Raw genomic sequence first — 22,919 nt, 5'->3', positions numbered from 1 at the left:
TTAATCACCTTTATGTTCAGATTCTAGAGATTGATGTTCTCGCAGTAATTTTGCTACCCATACGACTAATACCAAAATCGGGATACCGATTAGTGTAGTCATAAGGAAAAACTTTGGATAACCGATATTGGAAACAATAGTACCTGAATACCCTCCTAAAATCTTAGGAGTTAATGTCATAAGTGAACTAAAAATAGCATATTGAACAGCGGTAAAAGAAACGCTGGTCAAGCTAGATAAAAAGGCAATAAATGCCGCACCTGCCAGACCGGACGCCAGATTATCAACAATAATGGCAAAATATAACCAGAGCGAGCTATAAGGTTTAATGACTTTACCACTTACAACTGTTGTGTCTTTTTGGGGGTCAACAACAGAAAGTGGCTGAATATCGATATCAAGCTGTTTGGCTGTTTTTAAATTATTCACTTTATAAGAGTGGGTGGTTTGTAATTTTACCTGCTTGTTTTCTATCAACTCCGCAATCACTGTTTTACCTGGAGAATTGACTAGCAGATGAGCATCTATTGCTGCGCTAAATATACCGTTGTCATCAAGTTTGGCATCGAAATTATGACCATCCAGATGTAAAACTATTTTTTGCTCTGGATTAAAAGCAGGGCCAGCATACTGCCCTCTTACCACCAGACTATTTTTCTGCTCCTGCTGATCCAGCTGGTTATCACTGGTAATGGGTAACAACAGCAGTTGAGAACGGTTATGATCCTGAGTTAAATAAGGTATATAGGCATTAACCTGCTCAGGACTATCTGCATACTGAGTTTTTACTGAAATCTGGCTTTGCTGTGCAAGCTGGCTGTTGGGTATTGCTACACTCCAAGTTCCTACTTCATCTGTAGTAGTCTGATAAGTTTGATGACCCACTGAAATTTCAATATCACCTAATGGCTGACCAGATTTAACCAAGCCAATAAAGATTAAGTTGGTAGAACTGGCCAATACTGCCCCTACAAACATTAATTTCATAATGTTAATGCGCTGCGCCAGCAAACCGCCCAAGAAACCACCGATCAGGCTAAAAATTACGCCATACACTTTAACCGCTTCGGCAATCTGTTCTTTACTAAAATTGAGATCCTGATAAAACACATTAGATATGACACCAGCAATAATATCGGAAATCCGGTAAAAACCAATTAACAGCAATAATACCAGCGCCAGTTTTAGTCCATAGCGTTTAAAAAAATCTAATATTGGATTTACCCAGGTTTCAAAAGCCATCTGCCGGTTTACAGCGCCCAGTTTTACCAGCGTAGCACCCACCAGTATTGATACTGCGCCTGAGCCTAAAAAGCGCAAAGCTTCAAACAGGAACAAAAGAAAACTATCTTCAATACCCATATTATAAACAAGTGCTTCAACAGCAGTACCTGAGTAAATATAGGCAGTAACGAAGCTGATGACCGCAACAAAAAATACTGCCACCAGCCGGTAGTAATCACTACGTTTATATTCTTTGTAGATACGGTTTACTTGTGGCTCGCGAATAATAAGTGTAGTCAATACACCAACTAACATGACGGCTGCCATAACCAGATAAGTAGTCTGCCATGCAGTATAGATATAATTACCTTTAGCAGTTCCTAAATATGCTGCCAGGAATAAAGCACCTGCACCGGCAACAATCATACCAATCCGGTAACCGGCATTATAAGTAGATGCAAGGACGGTTTGCATTTCTGTTTCAGCAAGCTCGATTCGGTAGGCATCAATTACAATATCTTGTGTTGCTGCCGAGAAACCTAGTAATACGGCACCTGCTGCCATCTGGATCAGATGGCTCTGCCCGAGCGCCGGATCAGAAAAAGCCATAATACAAATTGCAGTAATGATCAAACACTGTGCGATGAGCAACCACGCTCGGCGACGCCCTAGAGTTCTGGTCAGATACGGGACAGGCAGCTCATCAATTAAAGGTGCCCATACAAACTTAAAAGAATAGCCCAATGCTGCCCAGCTAAAAAAAGTCACTGCACTTTTATCTATACCTGCCTCGCCCAGCCACAGTGACAGGCTTGAAAAAATCAATAAAATAGGGATACCGGCGGAAAAACCCAAAAACAGCATAATAAGGGCTCGGCGGTCAAGAAAGGCTAAGAAAGCGGCTTTCCATCCTGAACTTTGTGTGGACATTGAATAATTATTTTCCAGTGAATCTTAAATTTTGCTATTCAAACGTTTAATTGATCAGGTTTCAATGCTTTTTATGAAATCCGCTGTCTTTTATAATGAAAGCTGATTCGCCTGCTTGATATTTTCCCTTAAACCTGTATACCTTTAAAACTCTAGCGAATATTAAGTTTTGGATTTTACAGTGACCCAAAGACTCGATCAAATGACATCTTCTTTATCTACCACTACTACAATTAATCTTGAGAAACAACTTGATCATGCCTATCCATCAGCATTGGACCGGACTGAAATTCAAAATACTTTAAACTTAACTGCGCTCAAGCCAGAACAGCTTACTCATATTCCTGATCTGGAGAAAATTCCTTCCTCAACAAAACGGATCAAGCCTCTTAATAATTTTTTAGGTCAAGACCGGGCCAAAGCCTCTGTCGAGGCCGGAATTACGCTACCTTATTCAGGCTATAATATCTTTGCTGTAGGTACAGCAGGTCTGGGTAAACGTACCATGATCCGGCGCCTGTTACAGCAGCATGCCAAAGCCATGCCTACGCCAGACGACTGGGTGTATGTCAATAATTTTGAAAATGCCCGCCAGCCCATACTACTACGTTTTCCGGCCGGACATGGACCCAAGTTTCAAAAAGCCCTGCATCAAACCTGGCAGGTTGCACTCAAACAGTTAGAACGGCGCTTTAGTGCCGAGACCTATCACAACCAGATCGAGTTAATTCGTCAGCAAACCGGCAATGAACAGCAGCAGGCACTGGTAGAATTAACCAGAGAGGGCGAAGGCCTTGACCTTAAACTGGTCTCCCATCAAGAACAGCATTGCTTTGTTCCTGTACAGATTAAAGATGGCAAACTTGAAGAACTGAGCCAGACCGAAATTAATGCACTGAGCAGCAAAGAACGTGCTGAAATCGCATCCAATATGCGTTATATGGATAAAAAACTGGAGCGATTGGGCTTACATTTGGGTGATCTTGAAGATGAAGCCAGAGATCAGGTATCAGACCTGAACCGCGAAATTGCTAAACAGGTGGTAATGCCGCGAATTGAGAGTATTCTCAATAAATACGCTGAAGTTGCCGGCTTAGAGAAATACCTGAAGCAGTATGCAGAAAACATTATTGAAAATGTCGAGATGATTCTGGATCAGGAAGAAGACGAATTCTCGCCTGCTTTATTCAGTCGTGTCCCTTCCCGCTATCAGGTCAATACTATAGTCAGTAATAAGCCAAACAGCGGCGCCCCTGTTATTTTTGAAGATTTCCCGACCCACTACAATCTTTTAGGCCATGTTGAGCAGCTAACTCAAAATGGTACGATCAGTACAGATTTTAGTCTGATTCGCCCTGGGGCGCTGCATAAAGCCAACGGCGGATTCTTGATTTTAGAAGCAGAACAGCTTTTAGAACAGCCTTATGCATGGCAGGGTTTAAAACGTGCCTTAAAGTCTGGGCAGCTTAAATTATCATCGCTTGAACATATGCTAACTTTGACTGGCAGTATTTCAATCGAACCTGCACCTGTACCTTTAAACTTAAAGGTGGTTCTACTGGCTGAACCTGAGATTTATTATGAGATTCTGGAGGTTGAACCAGAACTCGACAGTATTTTTAAAATCCGTGCAGATTTTACTGATACATTACAACGTAATGACACTAACGAACAGGCTTACATGCAGCTCATTGCAGATTATGTACAGGCAGACAAGTTATTACCCTTTGACCGCTCTGCACTTGCTGCGCTCCTGACAGACTCAAGCCGCCAGGCAGAAGATCAAAGTTCTTTGTCTTTACATGCACTGACTTTAGGTGACCTGATACGTGAAGCTCATCATCACGCCCATCAGGCGGGTGACAAGGTGGTTTCTGCCAAATATATCAATATGGCACTTGACCACCGTAAATATCGCTTAGGTTATTTAAGGGAGCTTTATTGGCAGGACCTGTCCCGCGGTACTCAACTGATTGAAACTTCTGGGCACCGTCTGGGCCAGATTAATGCCTTATCTGTAATTCATTATGCAGATGTAGAGTTTGGCCTGCCTTCCCGCCTGACTGCATCGGTATACCAAGGCGGTGGAGATATTCTTGATATCGAACGCAGTGTTGAACTTGGTGGTTCTTTACACGCCAAAGGCGTACTACTGATGTCCAGCTTTTTGAAAGCACATTTTGGCCGCGAGCAAATGCTTCATTTCTCGGCAGCATTGGCTTTTGAACAGAGTTATGGACAAGTAGATGGAGATAGCGCCACTGTTGCAGAGTTATCGGCCCTGCTCTCTGCTATTAGTCAGATTCCGATTGACCAGTCTTGGGCAATTACAGGCTCTATGAACCAGCTTGGACAGGTACAACCGGTGGGTGGCGTCAATGCCAAGATCGAAGGCTTCTTTGATGCATGTAAACTGCAAGGTCTGACTGGAAAGCAGGGCGTCATTATTCCACGCCAAAACATGCAGCACCTGATGCTACGCCAAGATGTGATTGATGCTGTCAATGCCGGCCATTTTCATGTCCATGCTATTAGCACGATTGATCAGGCGCTAGAGATTTTAATGGCCCAACCTGTAGGTACATTAGATAAAAAAGGCCGTTATAGTAAAGGTTCCATCTATGCGGCAGTTATGGAGCAGCTTGAATACTGGCAAGCACTTGAAGATGGTGAAGAAATGAGTGAGGATCCTAAGAAAAAGAAAAAAAAGAAGAAAAAAAAGAAGAAAAATGAAATAAAGATTGCCATTGAAGGGAATACAGTCGATCAAATACCAGCAGGTAATATATCTGCTGAACTTTCTGGTCAGCCCTGACCTCTTAATAAAAAAGCGCCTTTAACAAGGCGCTTTTTTATGGTTGGGCAGTTACTCAAGCTTCTGGAGCTGGGCTATACTGCTCGACCAATGGCTTGAGCTCACCATTTTGAAACATTTCCAGCATAATGTCACTTCCGCCTACCAGCTCACCATTTACCCAGAGTTGTGGGAAAGTTGGCCAGTTAGCAATTTTAGGCAGTGTTGCACGAATATCCTGATTTTCCAGAATATTTACATACGCAAATGGACGGCCAATTTGACTGAGTGCTTCTACAGCACGCGCTGAGAAACCACACTGCGGAAATTGTGGAGTGCCTTTCATATAAAGAAGTACAGCATGTTTAGCGATTTGATCGCGAATTAACGCTTCAGTATCACGTGCTTGTTCAGTCATAGATCAATCCTCAACTATTCTATCGGCCATTATACCTAAAACTGAGGAAAACTGGGTCCGTGTCAAAGATATTTCTATGTTAATTTGATTTTTGGTCTTTTATTCTGAGGCTGTTTTTGCTTATATAAACTTTTTAATCCACCTAACATCAAGAGTTAGCCATGAATAATATTACCCTCGCCCCCGTACAAGCTGATCAACCATCGCATCTGATGCCAGTCTTTGGCCGTCAATCGATCAGTTTTGTCCGAGGTCGAGGAGCGTATCTTTATACCGAAGATGGCACCGAGTATCTGGATGCACTTACTGGTATTGCCGTATGCGGTTTAGGCCACGCTCACCCAGTACTGGCCGAAGCAATTGCCGAACAGGCGATGACTCTCATTCATACCAGCAATCTGTTTGAAGTGCCTTGGCAAACAGCTGCTGCGCAGAAACTGGCCCAGGTCTCTGGTATGGAAGAGATTTTCTTTTCAAACAGTGGTGCTGAATCCAATGAAGGTGCTATCAAAATTGCGCGTAAATACGCTTATCAGCAAGGTATAGCTACCCCTAAAATTATTGTAGCGGACAAGTCTTTTCATGGCCGGACTTTGGCAACTTTATCTGCCACAGGTAATAAAAAGGTCCAGGAAGGCTTTACTCCACTGGTAGAAGGCTTTATCCGTGTACCATTTGGCGACCTCGAAACTATTGAAGAGGCTGCACTTCAGCATCCGGATATTGTCGCTATCCTGATTGAGCCTATTCAGGGTGAAGGTGGCGTGAATACTGCAGCACAAGGCTTCAGCTATCTGGAAGATATCCGTCGAATTTGCAACCAGCACAACTGGCTGATGATGCTGGATGAAGTACAAACCGGAAATGGACGTACCGGCAAATATTTTGCTTACCAGCATACCAATATTATTCCAGATGTACTGACGACTGCTAAAGGCCTAGGCAACGGTTTTCCAATTGGTGCGGTAATGACTCAAGGCCGTGGTGTAGGCGTACTTGCTGCCGGAAATCATGGTTCAACCTATAGTGGTTCAGCACTAGGTTCACGTGTGGTTTATACCGTACTTGAACTTTTGGAAAAGGAAAATGCGCTGGAGAACGCAGCTCAAATCGGTCATTATATTGTGGACCAGATTCGTCAACAGCTGAAAGAATATCAGGTTAAAGTCCGCGGTTTCGGAATGATGATTGGTATTGAATTACCGAAAGACTGTGGCGAACTGGTAAATATCGCACGCGACGAGTACAAACTGATTATTAATGTAACTGCCGGTTCTGTGGTCCGTTTATTGCCGCCACTTAACATGACACAAGAGCAAGCCGATGATCTGATTCAGCGTCTAATCCCGGCAATCAAGAGTTTTCTTAAGGCTTAACAAATAAGAAAGTAATATAAAAAAGCCGCTCAGTGCGGCTTTTTTATACTCTTGTTTAAGATGCTTCCTGATAGACTCTGCCACCGGGAAGTTGACTAAAATACTGTTTCAGAGCATCCAGACAGCGATGAATTTTCATTGGCTGCTGTTCACGTCGAGAGATAACTGCATAAAGAGTAAAAGCAGGCAGTTTCCACTCAGGCAATACCTCAACCAAAGATCCATTAATCAGATCTTTCTGCACATCCAGATAAAGAATACGCGCCAAGCCATGTCCATGCTGACATAATGATTTCGCAACCAGCACATTATTACTATACAGACGGCTACGCATTTCCAGATCAACAACTTCACTTGTCACACCATGCTGGAATGAAAACTGCTGATAATTATTCATGACATTAATTGGAATAAGATCATGATTTTTTAAATCTTCAGGACGTGATATTGGAGCAGACTGGTTCAGGTAACTTGGAGAAGCAACCAGAATCTGCTCAACACGGGCCAACGGCACGGCGGTCAGATTAGAATCTTCTATTTTTGAACTCATGCGTACAGCAATATCAATACGGCCTTCAATCAGGTCAATATATTTATTCTCAGCCTCAAAATGAACAGATAAACCGCGATGTGCAGATATCCAGTGAGACAGAGCAGGTACAAGATGCATGGCACCTATTTCTGGCGTGGTCGCAATGCGCAGGTCACCGACCAGTTCATCGCGCAGTTCATTAATTCGAACCTTTCCACGTTCAGCAGCAGCGAGCATTTCTCGACAGCTGTGGAAAAAAGCTTGTCCCGCTTCGGTCAGACTCAACTTCCGGGTAGAACGATGTAGAAGAATTACTTCCATTTCATTTTCTAATGAGCGGATTTGCTGACTGACGGCGCTTGTCGTAATACCAAGTTCACGAGCCGCACCGCTAAACGAGCTTTTTTCAACAACGCAAGCAAATACTCCCATTGCCCGGAGTTGATCTAACATAAAATTCCCTCTGAACTTTGAGCTGTCTTTATTATTCAATATTTGATAAAAACAACTCGTTGTATTATACGGGGATTTTCTAGTTTTGCATTAATTTATTAATTAATCGGTAAAATGCTTGCCGGATTGATCGGTTTACCATCCAGACGGATCTGGAATTCCAGCATAACCTGATTCGTACCACTAGAACCCATTTCAGCAATTTTTTGTCCTGCTGTTACATTATCACCGCTTTTTACCAGCATTTTACTATTATGTGCATAAGCACTAATATAACCATCTATATGCTTAATCAGGACCAGATTTCCATATTCTTTCAAGCCATCTGCCGCATAAACCACCTGTCCGTCTGCTGCTGCAAATACTGGATCGCCCAGATTCCCTGAAAAACGGGTTCCTTTAATATTACTTGCCGGATTATAAGCCTGAAGTACAGGCCCATTGGCCGGTTTCACCCATCGTAATGTCGTACTACGAACCGGTATGCTCGGTGTAGGGCTGGTTGGCTGGACAGTCGTACGAGTAGTTGTCGTTACAGGCGACGGTGTTGGCAGAGCAACACGCTGACGCTGAATTGGGGCAGCCTGGGTCATCGGCTGGGTTTGACTACGGCGTGTACCTGAATTTTTCAGGCGCAGTGACTGGTTTACATAAATCCGGTAAGGGGCTGAAATATCATTCATTTCAGCAATACTTAAATAGCTCAGACCATAACGCGCTGCAATACCGCTTAAGGTGTCACCAGAGCGTACTGTATAGTAATCTGGTGCAGTTGCATAACGAGTCGGATTATTGATCTGAGGTTTAGAAGCACAACCTGTAAGAATCAGGGTAGAAACAACAGCAACCGACAACACTATTTTTTTCATGATTGTTGTAGTTGGAACAGGAAATAGGCGGTGTTGTGGAACCAATTGCATTGATCTCCCTCTCTTATATAGACTCAAAAAACAACTGCGCTAAGGGTATCAAAAAAGTCCGGTGAAAATCATTTCACCTTTCCTTTTTCACAAACTTATAACATAACTGGTTTGTCCGTGTTTAGCTGAGCTCAAGATCTGTTTGTAAACTCTCCAGTATTGCATAGTTGGTGGCGTCCATCTGAATTGGCGTAATACTCACATAACCATTGGCAATTGCAAAAAAATCCGATTGAATCTGGTGAATATTTTCTCGCGGTTCTGTTACTGCCTCACCAGCCAGACCAATCCAGTACACTTGGCGGCCACGTGGGTCTACATGGCTGGTAATCGGTTTAGATTGAGAACGCTGCCCCTGATAGGTAATCTGGGCACCTTTAAGTTCCTGTAGGTCTGGAATATTAATATTCAAGATATGACGTGGTGGTAACTGGGGCAAACCACGAGCAATAAAATCATGAACCCAACGAGCAGCAACTTTGAACTCATCAGGATGTACATATGAGCGTACATTACCGCCAGCAAGTGAAACGGCAATAGCCGGCTGCTTCATGAGACGGCCTTCAAAAGCAGCACCTACTGTGCCAGAGTACAGTACGTCATCGCCTAAATTAGCTCCACTATTGATACCACTGACGACCAGATCAAACTCGAAATCAAACAGGCCATTCATAGACAGGTAAACACAATCTGCAGGTGTGCCATTAACAGCCCAAACATCTTCAGCAATAGGTACCGGTCTTAAAGGACGGTCTAGGGTTAACGCACTCGAATAACCACTCCGCTCGGCTTCAGGAGCAACCACAACTACACGACCTAAAGGTTTCAAGGCTTGTGCAAGCGCCTGTAGGCCTGGAGCAAACACACCATCATCATTGGCAATTAGAATATTCACACAAAAATCTCGGTTAAAAAAATGACTGTAGAGGACATTAAATTGAATTATTCAATAAATTATATATATTTGACTCTCTACATCTACCTATAAATTTGTGAAAACAATGATTAAGTCATTTTTATTACGGGGACTAATGAGTCTGGGGTTTGTTGCAGTCATGTCTCAGGTGGCACTGGCCCATGAGGGCTTGACTCAGCAAGAGGCTGATACACTGGTCAAAGAAGATATTGCAGGCACTCAGGTACTGGCAGAGGTATGTCCAGCAATCTTGGGGAAAAATACTCGTCTGGACACTAACATCCAAAAGCTGATTAATAGCTATCTGGGAGAATACTCTGATTCCTCAATGACTTATGCCCGTTTGCAAAATGATATAGAGTATAAGCGTGTGCTTGCTGAAGCACGTTCAGCTGCAAAAGAAGCTGATCAGGAAGAACAGAAATCAGTATGTCAGGATGTTCTGGACTTTGAGTAAGACATCGACTTAAAAATATAACCTGTTTTAGAAATCCCGGCTTTTCCTAGCCGGGATTTTTATGGTTCATGTACAGGCTAGATACACTTTATCTATTTTCTTTCCATGATTTTTGATTAAGCTATTTTGCTGATTGCTTGTATTATGAGACTAAAACTAAATGAAATTAAAACACTTCTCTAAAATGGGTTTAGGTTTGTTAACAGCTCTTATGTTAACTGCGCCTGGTACTTATGCGGCAGAAAACAACAAAGCTGGTTCTGAAAATATTGATGTAACACCACAGCAGCAGGTTACCCAAGAAGAGCTCGCCGCTATTTATGTGCTTTCTGAGATCTGTCCGGGATTGATTGGTAAAGACCAGAAATTTAATGAGGGATATAGCCGTCTAGCTCAGGCACATATGCCTGGCGAGAAAAATGCAGTTTCTGCCCTAGAAAAACGCAGTAAAGCAAAAAATTTCCAGAGTGTTCTGAAAGAAGCACGTCAGGATGCTAAAAATGCAGGCAAATCTAAAAACACCCAAGTTTGCCGTGACGTCGCTAGTTACGGTGCCTAATACCCGATAGTTACAATACTGTATGAAATAAGCTGGCTTCCCGGTAGAAGTCAGCTGTGCTTTGGCCTAAAATGCTAGCCTCTTTTTGTGCTCATATTAAGTATTGGAACCTCCTAGAATGACCCGAAAAAGTACCATTGCTGCCCTACTCTTATTACCGTCTTTCTCATATGCAGCAACAGTCCTCTCTTCTCCACCAGAATTGAATAATAAATCCTATGTTCTGATGGACTATGAGACCGGGCAAATCCTGGCTGCAAAAAATGAAAATGAAAAGCTGGCACCTGCCTCAATGACTAAAATGATGACCAGCTACATCATTGAGCAAAAATTATTAAAAGGTGAACTCACCGAAAACGAACAGGTTCGTATGAACGAGTCAGCCTGGTGTCGGGGAAGCAGTTCTGAATCATGTATGTACGTTCCTTTAAATGGAACAGCCTCTGTCCTAGAAATGCTGCGAGGTATCATCGTACAATCTGGTAATGACGCATCAAAGGCCGTGGCTGAACACGTAGCTGGGAATGAAGGTACATTCGCCCATATGATGAATCAGGAAGCAAAACGTATTGGCATGGTAAATACCCATTTCGTTAACTCGACAGGTATGCCAGCTGAAGGTCATGTTTCTACGGCCAAAGATATGGCCATACTTGCACAGCACATCATTAAAGACAGCTCTAAATATTATCCGATCTATTCAGAAAAAGAATTTACCTTTAACGGTATTAAACAGGGTAACCGTAATGCCCTGCTTTATACTGACCCAAGTGTGGACGGCTTGAAAACAGGACACACTGATGAAGCTGGCTTCTGTCTGACTACTTCGTCAAAACGTGGGCCAATGCGGCTGATTTCAGTAATCTTTGGTGCGCCAACCATGCAGGAACGCGCAACTCAGACCCGTGATCTGCTGGGATGGGGTTATGCCAACTTTGAAACTGCCAATGTACAACCTGCAAAACAGGTTCTGGCTAAATCAAAAGTCTGGTTTGGTCAGGAAAATGAGGTTGACGTAGGTCTTGCCGAGAACTTTAACGTGACTATGCCAAAAGGTCAGGCCGACAAAATTAAAACCCAGCTGGTGGTTCAGCCTAAACTGAATGCTCCCCTGCAAAAAGGCCAAGTAGTAGGTAAACTGGTGGCTAGCCTAGATGGTAAAGTTATTGCAGAAAAGCCATTAGTCGCATTAAAATCGGTAGAAGAAGCAGGTTTCTTCTCACGTATGATTGATCATATTAAACAGTTCTTTAGCAACTTGTTCTAATTATACTTTTTAAGCTTATGCTAAAGTTAGGGCATCTGTACTGCGGTATGGATGCTTTTTATTTTATACTGACCTGATTTTTGATTGGTTCTCCAGAAATGAATAACAATATTCGCTCCTACCTCGAACATACACCACAAGTTGATAACAGCTGCTACATCGATAGCATGGCAGTCGTTATTGGAGATGTGCATTTGGCTGAAAATGTTTCTGTCTGGCCTTTTGCAGTGGTACGTGGCGATGTAAACAGTATTCGTATTGGAAAGAACAGTAATGTACAAGACCATTGCATGCTGCATGTTAGCCATAAAAAAGCTGATAAACCTGAAGGTTCTCCACTGATTATTGGTGAAGATGTGACGATTGGCCATCATGTAATATTACATGGCTGTGCTATAGGAAACCGTGTACTGATTGGTATCAAGACCGTTATTCTGGATGATGTCATCATTGAAGACGACGTAATGATTGGGGCAGGCAGTCTGGTACCGCCACGTAAGCGACTGGAGAGCGGTTATCTATATGTAGGCAGCCCGGTACAAAAAGTCCGACCGCTTACAGACAAAGAAAAAGAATTTCTTCCATACTCAGCAAGACACTATGTGAAAGTCGCAAATAATTATCAGAAAAATTAATTTATAGCCTAATGATCTCTTCTATCATTTAGGTTTGAAATTATCTTGTCCAAGAAAAAATCTATGAACTCTGCTCAAGATCAACACTAACCTAAACATAGTCAGCTATGAGAAAAGACTAAAAATGATATTAAAAAGTATGGCTTCGAAGGCATTTCAGTAAATGCCACGGACAGCTCTCTTTTATATAGTATTAGGCTTTTTAGACTTATCAGCATTCCGAAAATTATATGATTGAGCTTGTATGTCGTCAGTAGCGTAATCAGCCCTGTAACTGAGCCGGTTGAGCAAGGTGAATTTTATAACTGGAAGAAAAGCTATAATCATTTTTTAAGGAAAGTCGATCCAAGTTTTTATTGATCGATGAAAAAAGTTTAAAGACTATTTTGGTATAGCACTCAGCTACTATAACAGCGCTTTTATCCTGCACTTCATCAATCTGGACCATCTGTAAAAGCAGATTTGCTTAAAAGAATAACTCTGATATAAAGTTTCTGTATGATCAGCCGCTACTTGACCGGAATAATACAGCTATCAATTTTTTAAATCTAAAAATTCAGTTATATCTACAATTCAGAAGTCAATAAAATTTGAGCGATTAATATTAACTGAAGATATAAGTCTGGTGGCTTTAGAACACCTGACACCTTGAGAGATCTGGCTGTAAATGACGCTTGTGACCTGTAATATGGACAGGTAGCCAAGCGAAAAAATTTCAATAATTGATCGATATTTTCCAGCACAGATAATAAGCAATAAAATATTATTCAATACTTAGTCTGGCATGAGCATAGCCATATCCGCCTAAATTTTGTAGAATACGGCTTTTACCTTCCGGTGCTTTTAAATGACTGCTTGGACACCACATGTGACTGTCGCAACCGTCGTAGAAAAAGATGGTAAATTTCTGTTTGTTGAAGAACAGGCTGAAGGCGTAACTCATACTGTATTTAACCAGCCTGCAGGCCATGTCGAAGCAGGTGAAACAGTTGTTCAGGCTGCTGTGCGTGAGACCATGGAAGAAACTGGTTATGAGGTAGAAATACACTCTTTGCTAGGCATCTATACTTATACGCCTCCCATGTTTCCTGATCGTACTTATTATCGTTTCTGCTTTCTTGCCAAGGAAGCTACTTACCATGCTGATGCACCACTAGACACTGGTATTATCGGTGCAGTATGGATGACTCTAGACGAGCTGACTGAGACAGCCCGTGCACGCAGTCCACTGGTCATTAAAGCAGTTCAAGACGCACTGTCAGGGCAAAAATTTCCTTTATCGCTCATCTATGAGCACCAAAATTCTCCTCTTATTTCAAATCTGGATGCTTAATCCTATGCAACAACGTGTCATCGTCGGTATGTCTGGTGGTGTAGATTCTTCTGTTTCTGCAGCACTTCTTCTTCAACAGGGTTATCAGGTTGAAGGTCTCTTCATGAAGAACTGGGAAGAAGATGACGGCACGGAGTACTGTACTGCAATGGAAGATCTGGCTGATGCACAGGCTGTCTGTGACAGAATCGGCATCAAACTGCATACCGCAAATTTTGCAATGGAATATTGGGATCGTGTATTCGAACATTTTCTGGCCGAATATGCTGCAGGCCGTACGCCTAATCCGGATATTCTTTGTAACAAGGAAATTAAATTCCGTGCATTTCTAGATCATGCCGTAAAACTGGGTGCAGATTTTATTGCTACTGGTCATTATGCTCGCCGTGGTGAAACTAAATATAATTCGCAAGGTGAAGCTTATGCAGAACTATTGCGTGGCGTAGATACGAATAAAGACCAGACCTACTTTCTGCATGCTGTTCATGGCCGTGAAATTAACAAGACTCTATTTCCAGTAGGAGAAATAGAAAAACCGCAGGTACGTAAAATCGCAGAAGAGCTTGGTCTGGCCACAGCAAAAAAGAAAGATTCAACCGGTATCTGCTTCATTGGTGAACGCCGCTTTAATGACTTTCTTAAACAGTATCTGCCAGCACAGCCGGGGAAAATCGTTCTCGATGATGGTAAAGAGGTTGGTGAGCATCACGGGTTAATGTACTATACACTCGGCCAGCGCGGCGGTATTGGAATTGGTGGCTTAAAAGGTGCGGCTGAAGGTGCGTGGTTTGTGCTGTATAAAGATATTGCAGGTAACCGTCTGGTAGTAGGCCAAGGCCATGAGCATCCTCTTATGCAGAGTACAATTCTTTGGAGTGAAGCGATTGACTGGGTTGCGGGTGAACAGGAAATTCCTGCATCCGGATTACGCTGTACAGCAAAAACTCGTTATCGCCAAGCTGACCAGGATTGTACGGTTTATAAAGATGATTCTAGTACGCAAGGGGTACGGGTCGAATTTGATGATCCTCAACGCGCAGTTACGCCAGGACAAAGTGTAGTATTTTATAGTGGTGAAGTTTGCTTAGGTGGTGGCGTGATTCATCATACCAATGCACCTGTTCCCGATTTTATTTAACAAGGAAGTGATCAGGCATGGTTGATCTCCCCTTTCAACAGCCTCAAACCCTGAGTGAGCGCCAAAACAGAGCTTTAGCCTTGGCAGCCGTGTTCCAGGCTACTCAGCTCACTCATATGACCGCCATGTCCGGTCAAAAAGGTATGGGCGAAAGTGGCAATTTCTATTTCGAACAGCTGATTAAAGCCAGTTTGAATATTCGCCCAACTGTTAACCATTCTAGCCAGACACTCGATTTTTTTAATCAGCTTGCCGATATATCTTTAGGTTTAAAAACGCTGGAAAGCAGTATAATCCAGCCTTTTTCAAGCACCCCCAAATCTCGTATTCCTAAAATCTCGGCAGCTAAACTGCCCATGTCGTATGCTATGGCCTTGCTGCAATTAGAAAAGAAGGTTTATCGGAATCCGGAATATGTCCAGATTATTGAAAAATCTCAGCAAAAAATATTAAAACAGCTTTCTTTTTTCGATAATAATTATTTGCACCCCAGTATTCTTGCCAATCTTGCCCAGACCTATGTCGATACAGCAGGACAGATTAATCCGCGTATTTTAGTTCGTGGTAACGCTGAAGCATTTAAAGACACACAACATACCAACCGGATTCGCGCCAGCCTGTTTACTGGTCTGCAAATGGCACATTTGTGGCGTCAGCTCGGTGGCAGCTCCTGGAATATGATTTTCAGGAAACGTAAATTGCTACAGGATATTCAGGATCTCGCTCGTTTACAGTATCAGGCGGTTTAACTGATGCAAAATGGGCTTGCTGCTTTAGCTTTAATTCCAGACTTCAAGGAATCACTATGAACGCTTTAACTGCACTTTCACCACTCGACGGGCGCTACGCAAGCAAATGCGATGCATTACGCCCTTATCTTTCTGAGTTTGGCCTGATCCATGCCCGTGTTACTGTTGAAGTGCGTTGGTTACAAGCGCTCGCAAAACATCCTGAAATTACTGAAGTTGCTGATTTTAGTGCTGCAACCAATGCTGCTCTTGACCAGATTGTTACAGAGTTTTCTGAAGCCGATGCTAACCGGATCAAGGAAATAGAGCGCACCACTAACCATGATGTCAAAGCAGTCGAATATTTCTTGAAAGAAAAAATTGCCGGTATTGATGAGTTGAAGAATGCAGGTGAATTTATTCATTTTGCCTGTACATCTGAAGATATAAATAATCTGTCTCATGCATTAATGCTGAAAAATGGCCGCGATGTGCTACTGAAAAGCATGCAGCAGTTATTAAACTCGATTATTGCACTGGCTGAAACGCACGCAGACCAGCCAATGTTGTCCCGTACTCATGGCCAGACAGCCAGTCCGACTACCTTGGGTAAAGAAATGGCAAATGTTGCCTATCGTCTGGCGCGTCAGATCAAGCAATTTGAAAATGTTGAACTGCTTGGAAAAATCAATGGTGCAGTAGGTAACTATAATGCGCACCTTTCAGCTTATCCAGATATCAACTGGCCAGCACACTCTCAGGCTTTTGTTGAGTCTCTAGGTCTCACCTTTAATCCGTATACAACTCAGATTGAACCGCATGACTACATGGCGGAACTCTTTGATGCCCTACGCCGCTTTAATACCATTCTGATCGATTTTAACCGGGATGTATGGGGCTATATTTCTCTAGGTTATTTCAAGCAAAAACTTAAAGAAGGTGAAGTTGGTTCATCCACCATGCCACATAAGGTTAACCCGATTGACTTTGAGAACTCTGAAGGTAACCTCGGTATCGCTAATGCAGTACTGGCTCACTTGGGTGAAAAATTACCTGTTTCTCGCTGGCAGCGTGACCTGACGGATTCTACCGTACTTCGTAATATGGGTGTAGGTTTTGCACAAAGCCTGATTGCGTTTGATGCATGTCTTAAAGGAGTAGGTAAGCTTGAGTTAAATGCTAACCGCTTGCTTGAAGATCTTGATCAGGCACAGGAAGTACTGGCAGAACCGATTCAAACAGTAATGCGTCGTTACAACGTGGAAAAACCTTATGAAAAATTAAAGGCATTGACTCGTGGCCAAGCTATGACGCGAGAGATGATGGTAAACTTTGTAAATGGCAGTGAGCTGGAAGCCGTGCCTGCTGCTGATCGTGCCCGTCTTGCTGAAATGACCCCCACAACTTATACCGGCAATGCCGCTGAACAGGCAAAACAGCTTAAAGAGCTGATTGAAAAAATCTAATTGAAAAAATAAAAAAGCGGAGCTTTGGCTCCGCTTTTTTATTATGATGACTTTAACTTATATATTTAAACTTAAAGTTTTCTAAAATTAAAATGATTGATTACCATTTACATGCGAAACATTGGGGTGTCTTTATAATTTTAGCTTTGGCTGTGATGATTGCCAGCATTCATCCAATGGAGCTATCTTCTTATCTTCTCCATCAACTCGGCACCCTATTGATGTGGATCGCTCTGATTATTCTTATTAAGAAAATCGGCCTCGGCTTTGGTAGCGTAACTTCTTATATTATCTTTCTGCTGATTCATGTATTAGGTGCCCATTATCTCTATTCTTATGTGCCTTATAATGAATGGTTCATTCAGTTATCAGGAATAGATTTGAATCAGATGATGGGCTGGCAACGTAACATGTATGACCGTCTGGTACACTTTGCTTATGGTTTACTACTCTATCCGGTATTTTTAAGGTTACATCAGGTTTGGCTACCAGATTTGAAACCTTGGATATGGTTTATCCTTGTGATTGAGTCTGTCATGAGTACTAGCCTGATTTACGAATGGATAGAATGGCTGATAGCAATTAACTTATCACCTGAAGCCGCAGAAAATTATAATGGCCAGCAAGGTGATATTTGGGATGCACATAAAGGGCGAATTCAAACATGAGGTGCGACAGTTTGAAAAGTCTTATGATAATCAACAAGCTGAGCAAATTTCTCTAATGGTGTAAGCCAATCTAACGCTTTTCTAGGACGAGTATTCAGTGACATGGCAACTTGATTTAAATAATGCTGATCTGCCTGATTTAAATCAATCCCTTTAGGTAAATATTGCCTAATTAAACCATTCATATTTTCGCATGTGCCTTTTTGCCAGGGTGAATGTGGGTCACAGAAATATACATCTATGCCTAAATCTTCTTCAAGTATTTTATGTTCTGCCATCTCGCGTCCACGGTCATAGGTCAACGTTTTACGCAGTTCTGCAGGTAAATATTTCAGAGCTTCAGTTAAAGCCTTGCGCACTGATTCTGCCTTTGCATCAGGTAATGTTGCCAAGATACAGAGCCGTGTATTTCGTTCAATAAGTGTTGCTATCGAACTTTTATTGTCTTTACCTTTAATTAAATCAGCTTCCCAATGACCCGGTATTTTTCTTTCTTGAACTTCGGCTGGGCGCTCATGAATAGTTTTAATATCCTGTAATATAGAATCTTTTTTAGGTTCACCGTTAGCTTTTCGCTTTTTATTTTCATGACGCAGACAGGATAATAAGTCTTTTTTCAACTCACCCTTTGGTAATGCGCGTATCGTTGAATAAATCGTTGTATGGCTTACATTCATTGTTTGATCCAAATCAGGAAATGTCTTTAAACGCTTTGCTATTTGCTGAGGAGACCATAAACAACGGATCGCTTCAACAATAAATTTCCAGAGGATTGAATCGATTTTGAGTTTTCTGTGACCACGTCTACGTCTAGCGAAGGTGTTATCAGAAGCATATCGAGCTTGATAAACGTCATTGATGCTATTTCTTTTAAGCTCACGATAGATCGTACTAGGATGTCTTTTAATGAGTTCAGCAAATTTTCTGGCTGAAAAGCCTTCTTTTCTTGACTCAAGCATTAATGCAGTACGATCTTCAAAGTTAAGATGATGGTATGACAATTTTATATACTCCATAAACCCTTTAAATTAATTAGGTGGTTTATGTCGCACTTCAAGTTTTACTCTGCCAAGATATATTGCTTGCAACTCTCGGAGCAATAATGACAGGTATCATCGTTTTAATTAAGAAGAATTATAAAAATTTATTAAATAGATCTTGAAATATTATTAAATAATTTTCTTTAATATTTTTATAACATGTAGTTATTTAGATTTATACTAATATTCTTTTAAACAAAAATTTATTTTACTTAGCTGAAATAAAAATACACACATTAATATCCAAAATAAAAAATTAATCTTGCAAAATTAAATTCACTGTTTATAAATAATTAGGATTTACCCTTAATAAGGTCTTAATTTCAATATTACAATCAATAATAATATTTTATTGAGATTATAACCCTTTTCTCTGTAATTACTATTTACTTTAAAAATACGCTTAATTTTTTCTTTGATTTTAATAAAAATAATCACAACTTATATAATATCTATTATTAAAGCCAACTTTATCAAAAATTTTTTATTAGAAGCTGAATACTATTCATTTTTATAAAAAATAAGAAACAAAATATTAGTATTATTTTTTAATAAAATTAAATATTATTAAAATCAAATTGGTACAATAGAATTTTTATTATATTCACAAAAGTTAACTATTTCTCTTATTTTAATACTGTATAAATATTATACACATTATAATCAATACAGGTGAAGAAATGGCACATAATATTATTTTAGTTACTTGGAATGAATTAGCACAAGCCTTTGAAAATTTTAGTAAATTTAAAGACTCCCCTATTAAGGATATTAATGAAGTTACGCTTTTAAAACGCCAAGAAAATGGTAGTTTTAAAATTGAAGAACAAATAGATCCCAAACAAAATAATGGGATTTTAAGTGGCAGCCTACTGGGTTCTTTAATTGGAATATTGGGTGGTCCACTTGGCTTACTTTTAGGTTTTACCACAGGTGCATTAATTGGTGGAACCTATGATATTAATCGTGAACAAGATGATTTAGCTGTACTGGCTAGAATTAGCCAAGCATTGCCCCTCGGCACTGTGGGTATACTCATTGATATTCATGAAGAGTCTGAAGATTTTATTGATGCGCTTTTTGAAAAAACCGGAGCAACAATTTATCGCTGGGATTATGAAGATGTACAGGCAGAAATTGAAGCCAGTATTGAAACCTGGCAAGAAACTCAACGTATTGCAAATTTGACTTTGAAAGAACAGAAGAAAGCTGAGCATAAAGCAAGACGTCAAGCTAAATGGGAAGCTTTTAAATCCCATTTCCATCGCGAGCATGCTAAATAATTTCTCTGTATAATTGTCCTGTTTTTACATCAATATAATTTCCTATTAAAAAAGCTCACTTTAGTGAGCTTTTTTAATCCAACTTCACGATAATCTTAAAGTTCTGGATCACGCATCTGTACCAAATTAGAACTGGTTTTAGCTAAGGTATCCATTACTTTATTTAATACTGCTGGCACCAGTGCATCTGCCATTTGCGCGGCCTGAAGACCCAGTTTTTCGCCTAAGGTTGGTTTACGGCGAGTTGAAATAACATACACATCATGCTGTGGTAGAGCACTCAGTAAATACTCATCTGAAGTTTTCAGCTCATCTACTAAATTTAAATCTAGAGCATCCTGACCATACCAATGCTCACCTGTTGCTACTTTCTCAACATTGAGTTTTGGGCGGTATTTTTCTACAAAATGCTTAAACAAAGCATGGGTCTGTTGCAGTTCCTGCTCAAATTTGGCTTTACCTTCTGGCGTATTTTCGCCGAACATAGTAACAGTACGCTTATATTCGCCTGCAGTATAAAGCTCAAAATCGACATTATATTCTTTTAATAAACGGTTAAAATTTGGTACCTGAGCCACAACACCAATTGAACCAACAACAGCAAATGGTGCGGTAATAATTTCATTTGCAATACAGGCCATCATATAACCACCGCTGGCAGCAACCTTGTCTACACAGATAGTTAAGTGAAATCCTGCATCACGTAAACGCACCAGCTGTGCTGCTGCGAGTCCATAACCATGTACCATTCCACCCGGACTTTCCAGACGCACCACTACACGGTCTTTTCCTGCTTTAGCCGTTGCCAGAATCAAGGTGATTTCTTCACGCAGATTTTCAACAGCTGAAGCTTGTACGTCACCTTTAAAATCGATGACATAAATTTTCTGGTTATTTTTTTTACGTGCCCGCCCTTCTTTTGCCAGTTGTTGAGCAAGTTGCAATAATTCGAGTTTAGACGCTGTTGTCTGTGCAATTTTTTTCCGTTGTTCATTGATACGCGCATTAAGATGGCTGATACGAATCTCTGCGGGTAACTTTGGCGTATGAAATAACATAAAAAATCTATTCTCAGTTTAATTCGGTTTGTATCTTTAGATTAGGTCACTACTGGCATTTTTCAATAGCCTTATTATGTTTGTTATTTGCTCGTTCTTGTCTGATCAATAAAGCATATTGATTCATGATTGCTTTGATGGCGAATAAACGGAAATATATCCAGAATAATCCTGAATATAATACACCTATAATGAAGGCGTTTACTGGCCACCAAGTTTGAATCCAGAAGTTACCACGTCGGCCATTTTCAAAAGGGGTAAGCAGTGAGTACATCAGAATAAATAAGGCCAGGAAAAGAAGAATAAAGCAATATTCTTTAAAAGGGGTATGCATAAAAGGTTCTTTACCTTTAAGTTGAGCAATGCAATAACGATACATTTTAAAATCAGAATTTGCCTTAATATAAGCTCGCCATTTTTGGCCAACCTTAATATTACTTTTTTGTCGTTTTAACCAAAAATAAAATACAAAGCCGATTGAACTCGATACAACCACAAAGATGTCATATAACCAGCGATGATAATTGGTCATTCCCGGACTTTGAGATGTTGCAAACAAGCCATGATGGGGTATTAAAGTTGCAAGAGCTATACTCAATCCTACCATCAGCATAGCAAAATATTGATCTATATATTTGGTGCCAAACAGAACCTGGAATAAGTCTTTTAAAGCATGTTTCGAAATTTTTGCGTATTCTCGTTCTTCCGGTGTCAGTTGCATTATTCTTTTAGTATGAAATTTTTATATCTCGCATCATAACAAAAAAACAGAGTATCAAGACTCTGTTTTTTTTAAAATCTCAGGTTAAATAATTAGCCGAAGCGTCCTGTAATATAAGCTTCAGTCAATTGATGATCAGGCTGTGTAAAAACCTTTTCTGTAGAGTTGACCTCAATCAGATCACCTAAATGGAAATAAGCTGTCCGGTCAGATACACGCGCTGCCTGCTGCATCGAGTGAGTTACAATCGCAATAGTATACTGATTCGAAAGCTCCGAAATCAGTTCCTCTACCTTTGCAGTCGCAATCGGGTCAAGTGCAGAACATGGCTCATCCATTAATATCACTTCTGGACTTACCGCAATAGTACGGGCAATACATAAGCGCTGTTGCTGTCCACCTGAAAGTCCTGTACCAGGCTGATTCAAACGGTCTTTGACCTCATCCCAAAGTCCAGCCTTACGCAGGCTGTTTTCGACAATTTCTTCAAGGTCGTATTTGTCACGTGCCAGACCGTGCAATTTAGGCCCATAAGCAACATTATCAAAAATCGATTTTGGAAACGGATTCGGCTTCTGGAACACCATTCCGACCTGTGCACGCAGTAATACGACATCCAGATTTGGATCATATATATCTTGCTGATCCAGTGTTACTTTTCCTGTAACCCGGCAACTGTCAATAGTATCGTTCATGCGGTTCAAAGTACGCAAAAATGTTGATTTACCACAGCCTGATGGTCCAATGAATGCAATCACTTCATTTTCATAAATTTCAAGGTCAATTCCTTTGATCGCTTCTGTTTCACCATAATAAACATGGACATCATCAGTGCAGATTTTGACTTTGTGTGCTGTTTCTTTTTTAGACGCTGCAGATGTATCGAACTGGGATACAAACGAAGTTGCAGATGTCTTGCCTGATCCGGTGACAGGTATTTGGGTTGGTTCTGAATTCACGGACGGTTCCTGCTTGTAAGCATTCATAACATTAGTATTCATAT

21 protein-coding genes are annotated in these 22,919 nt (G+C 40.9%); 12 read left to right on the top strand and 9 right to left on the bottom strand.

Annotated features, from left to right (window positions below):
- Positions 1–2,154, bottom strand: a complete 2,154-nt coding sequence (locus tag ABZP31_RS04605; protein WP_367156924.1) for an MFS transporter — start codon at positions 2,152–2,154, stop codon at positions 1–3.
- Positions 2,155–2,356: 202 nt separating this feature from the next.
- On the opposite strand from ABZP31_RS04605, the gene ABZP31_RS04600 reads away from it, so the two are divergent.
- On the top strand, positions 2,357–4,969 hold the full coding sequence (locus ABZP31_RS04600; RefSeq protein ID WP_248134106.1) for a Lon protease family protein: 2,613 nt from the start codon (positions 2,357–2,359) through the stop codon (positions 4,967–4,969).
- Between the two features lie 55 nt (positions 4,970–5,024).
- Here ABZP31_RS04600 and grxD read toward each other — a convergent pair whose 3' ends face one another.
- Positions 5,025–5,366 carry a Grx4 family monothiol glutaredoxin gene (gene grxD, locus ABZP31_RS04595; RefSeq protein WP_005015011.1) on the bottom strand — a complete coding sequence of 114 codons (342 nt, stop codon included), beginning with the start codon at positions 5,364–5,366 and terminating at the stop codon, positions 5,025–5,027.
- 161 nt (positions 5,367–5,527) lie between these two features.
- Here grxD and ABZP31_RS04590 point away from each other — a divergent pair, with 161 nt between their 5' ends.
- On the top strand, positions 5,528–6,742 hold the full coding sequence (locus ABZP31_RS04590) for an aspartate aminotransferase family protein (protein WP_005404233.1): 1,215 nt from the start codon (positions 5,528–5,530) through the stop codon (positions 6,740–6,742).
- Between the two features lie 55 nt (positions 6,743–6,797).
- Here ABZP31_RS04590 and ABZP31_RS04585 read toward each other — a convergent pair whose 3' ends face one another.
- The 3 genes from ABZP31_RS04585 to surE form a co-directional block, all read right to left on the bottom strand.
- Positions 6,798–7,727 (bottom strand): LysR family transcriptional regulator, encoded by a 930-nt coding sequence (locus tag ABZP31_RS04585; RefSeq protein WP_005404234.1) that lies wholly within the window; start codon positions 7,725–7,727, stop codon positions 6,798–6,800.
- A gap of 98 nt (positions 7,728–7,825) precedes the next feature.
- Positions 7,826–8,647 (bottom strand): peptidoglycan DD-metalloendopeptidase family protein, encoded by an 822-nt coding sequence (locus ABZP31_RS04580; RefSeq protein ID WP_248134035.1) that lies wholly within the window; start codon positions 8,645–8,647, stop codon positions 7,826–7,828.
- Positions 8,648–8,768: 121 nt separating this feature from the next.
- On the bottom strand, positions 8,769–9,542 hold the full coding sequence (gene surE / locus ABZP31_RS04575; RefSeq protein WP_005015018.1) for a 5'/3'-nucleotidase SurE: 774 nt from the start codon (positions 9,540–9,542) through the stop codon (positions 8,769–8,771).
- Between the two features lie 106 nt (positions 9,543–9,648).
- On the opposite strand from surE, the gene ABZP31_RS04570 reads away from it, so the two are divergent.
- The 9 genes from ABZP31_RS04570 to ABZP31_RS04530 all read left to right on the top strand — a co-directional run bounded on the left by ABZP31_RS04570 (position 9,649) and on the right by ABZP31_RS04530 (position 17,814).
- A complete protein-coding gene (locus ABZP31_RS04570; RefSeq protein ID WP_248134033.1) occupies positions 9,649–10,020 on the top strand; it encodes an MCR_0457 family protein in 372 nt (123 codons plus the stop codon).
- A gap of 160 nt (positions 10,021–10,180) precedes the next feature.
- Complete coding sequence (locus tag ABZP31_RS04565) at positions 10,181–10,579, top strand: MCR_0457 family protein (RefSeq protein ID WP_005015023.1); 399 nt, start codon at positions 10,181–10,183, stop codon at positions 10,577–10,579.
- A 118-nt stretch (positions 10,580–10,697) separates the two neighbouring features.
- Positions 10,698–11,846: a D-alanyl-D-alanine carboxypeptidase family protein gene (gene dacC, locus ABZP31_RS04560; RefSeq protein ID WP_248134031.1), complete on the top strand. Its 1,149-nt coding sequence runs from the start codon at positions 10,698–10,700 to the stop codon at positions 11,844–11,846.
- 98 nt (positions 11,847–11,944) lie between these two features.
- Entirely contained in the window at positions 11,945–12,481 is a 537-nt protein-coding gene (locus tag ABZP31_RS04555; protein ID WP_248134030.1) for a gamma carbonic anhydrase family protein, read from the top strand.
- 847 nt (positions 12,482–13,328) lie between these two features.
- Entirely contained in the window at positions 13,329–13,814 is a 486-nt protein-coding gene (locus ABZP31_RS04550) for an NUDIX hydrolase (protein WP_111280773.1), read from the top strand.
- Positions 13,815–13,818: 4 nt separating this feature from the next.
- Positions 13,819–14,952, top strand: a complete 1,134-nt coding sequence (gene mnmA, locus ABZP31_RS04545; RefSeq protein WP_005015034.1) for a tRNA 2-thiouridine(34) synthase MnmA — start codon at positions 13,819–13,821, stop codon at positions 14,950–14,952.
- Positions 14,953–14,969: 17 nt separating this feature from the next.
- Complete coding sequence (gene hflD, locus ABZP31_RS04540; protein ID WP_248122123.1) at positions 14,970–15,701, top strand: high frequency lysogenization protein HflD; 732 nt, start codon at positions 14,970–14,972, stop codon at positions 15,699–15,701.
- Positions 15,702–15,757: 56 nt separating this feature from the next.
- Positions 15,758–17,146 (top strand): adenylosuccinate lyase, encoded by a 1,389-nt coding sequence (gene purB / locus ABZP31_RS04535; RefSeq protein WP_248134028.1) that lies wholly within the window; start codon positions 15,758–15,760, stop codon positions 17,144–17,146.
- Between the two features lie 92 nt (positions 17,147–17,238).
- Complete coding sequence (locus ABZP31_RS04530; RefSeq protein WP_367156923.1) at positions 17,239–17,814, top strand: DUF2238 domain-containing protein; 576 nt, start codon at positions 17,239–17,241, stop codon at positions 17,812–17,814.
- Here the strand turns inward: ABZP31_RS04530 and ABZP31_RS04525 are convergent.
- Positions 17,805–18,773, bottom strand: coding sequence for an IS30 family transposase (locus ABZP31_RS04525; RefSeq protein WP_014538385.1), 969 nt, complete (start codon positions 18,771–18,773; stop codon positions 17,805–17,807). The genes ABZP31_RS04530 and ABZP31_RS04525 overlap by 10 nt on opposite strands.
- A gap of 761 nt (positions 18,774–19,534) precedes the next feature.
- Between ABZP31_RS04525 and ABZP31_RS04520 the strand changes: the two genes are divergently transcribed.
- Entirely contained in the window at positions 19,535–20,137 is a 603-nt protein-coding gene (locus ABZP31_RS04520) for a DUF1269 domain-containing protein (protein WP_248134023.1), read from the top strand.
- Positions 20,138–20,232: 95 nt separating this feature from the next.
- Here ABZP31_RS04520 and sohB read toward each other — a convergent pair whose 3' ends face one another.
- The 3 genes from sohB to pstB form a co-directional block, all read right to left on the bottom strand.
- A complete protein-coding gene (gene sohB / locus ABZP31_RS04515; RefSeq protein WP_248134021.1) occupies positions 20,233–21,195 on the bottom strand; it encodes a protease SohB in 963 nt (320 codons plus the stop codon).
- 49 nt (positions 21,196–21,244) lie between these two features.
- A complete protein-coding gene (locus ABZP31_RS04510) occupies positions 21,245–21,916 on the bottom strand; it encodes a hypothetical protein (RefSeq protein WP_248123417.1) in 672 nt (223 codons plus the stop codon).
- A gap of 92 nt (positions 21,917–22,008) precedes the next feature.
- Complete coding sequence (gene pstB / locus ABZP31_RS04505) at positions 22,009–22,917, bottom strand: phosphate ABC transporter ATP-binding protein PstB (RefSeq protein ID WP_005015045.1); 909 nt, start codon at positions 22,915–22,917, stop codon at positions 22,009–22,011.
- Positions 22,918–22,919: the final 2 nt, after the last annotated feature.

The sequence above is a fragment of the Acinetobacter sp. FL genome, assembly GCF_040744925.1.
GTDB lineage: Bacteria > Pseudomonadota > Gammaproteobacteria > Pseudomonadales > Moraxellaceae > Acinetobacter > Acinetobacter radioresistens.
Note: the sequence above shows the minus strand (reverse complement) of the source record. Positions and strands in the feature narration are given on the sequence as shown.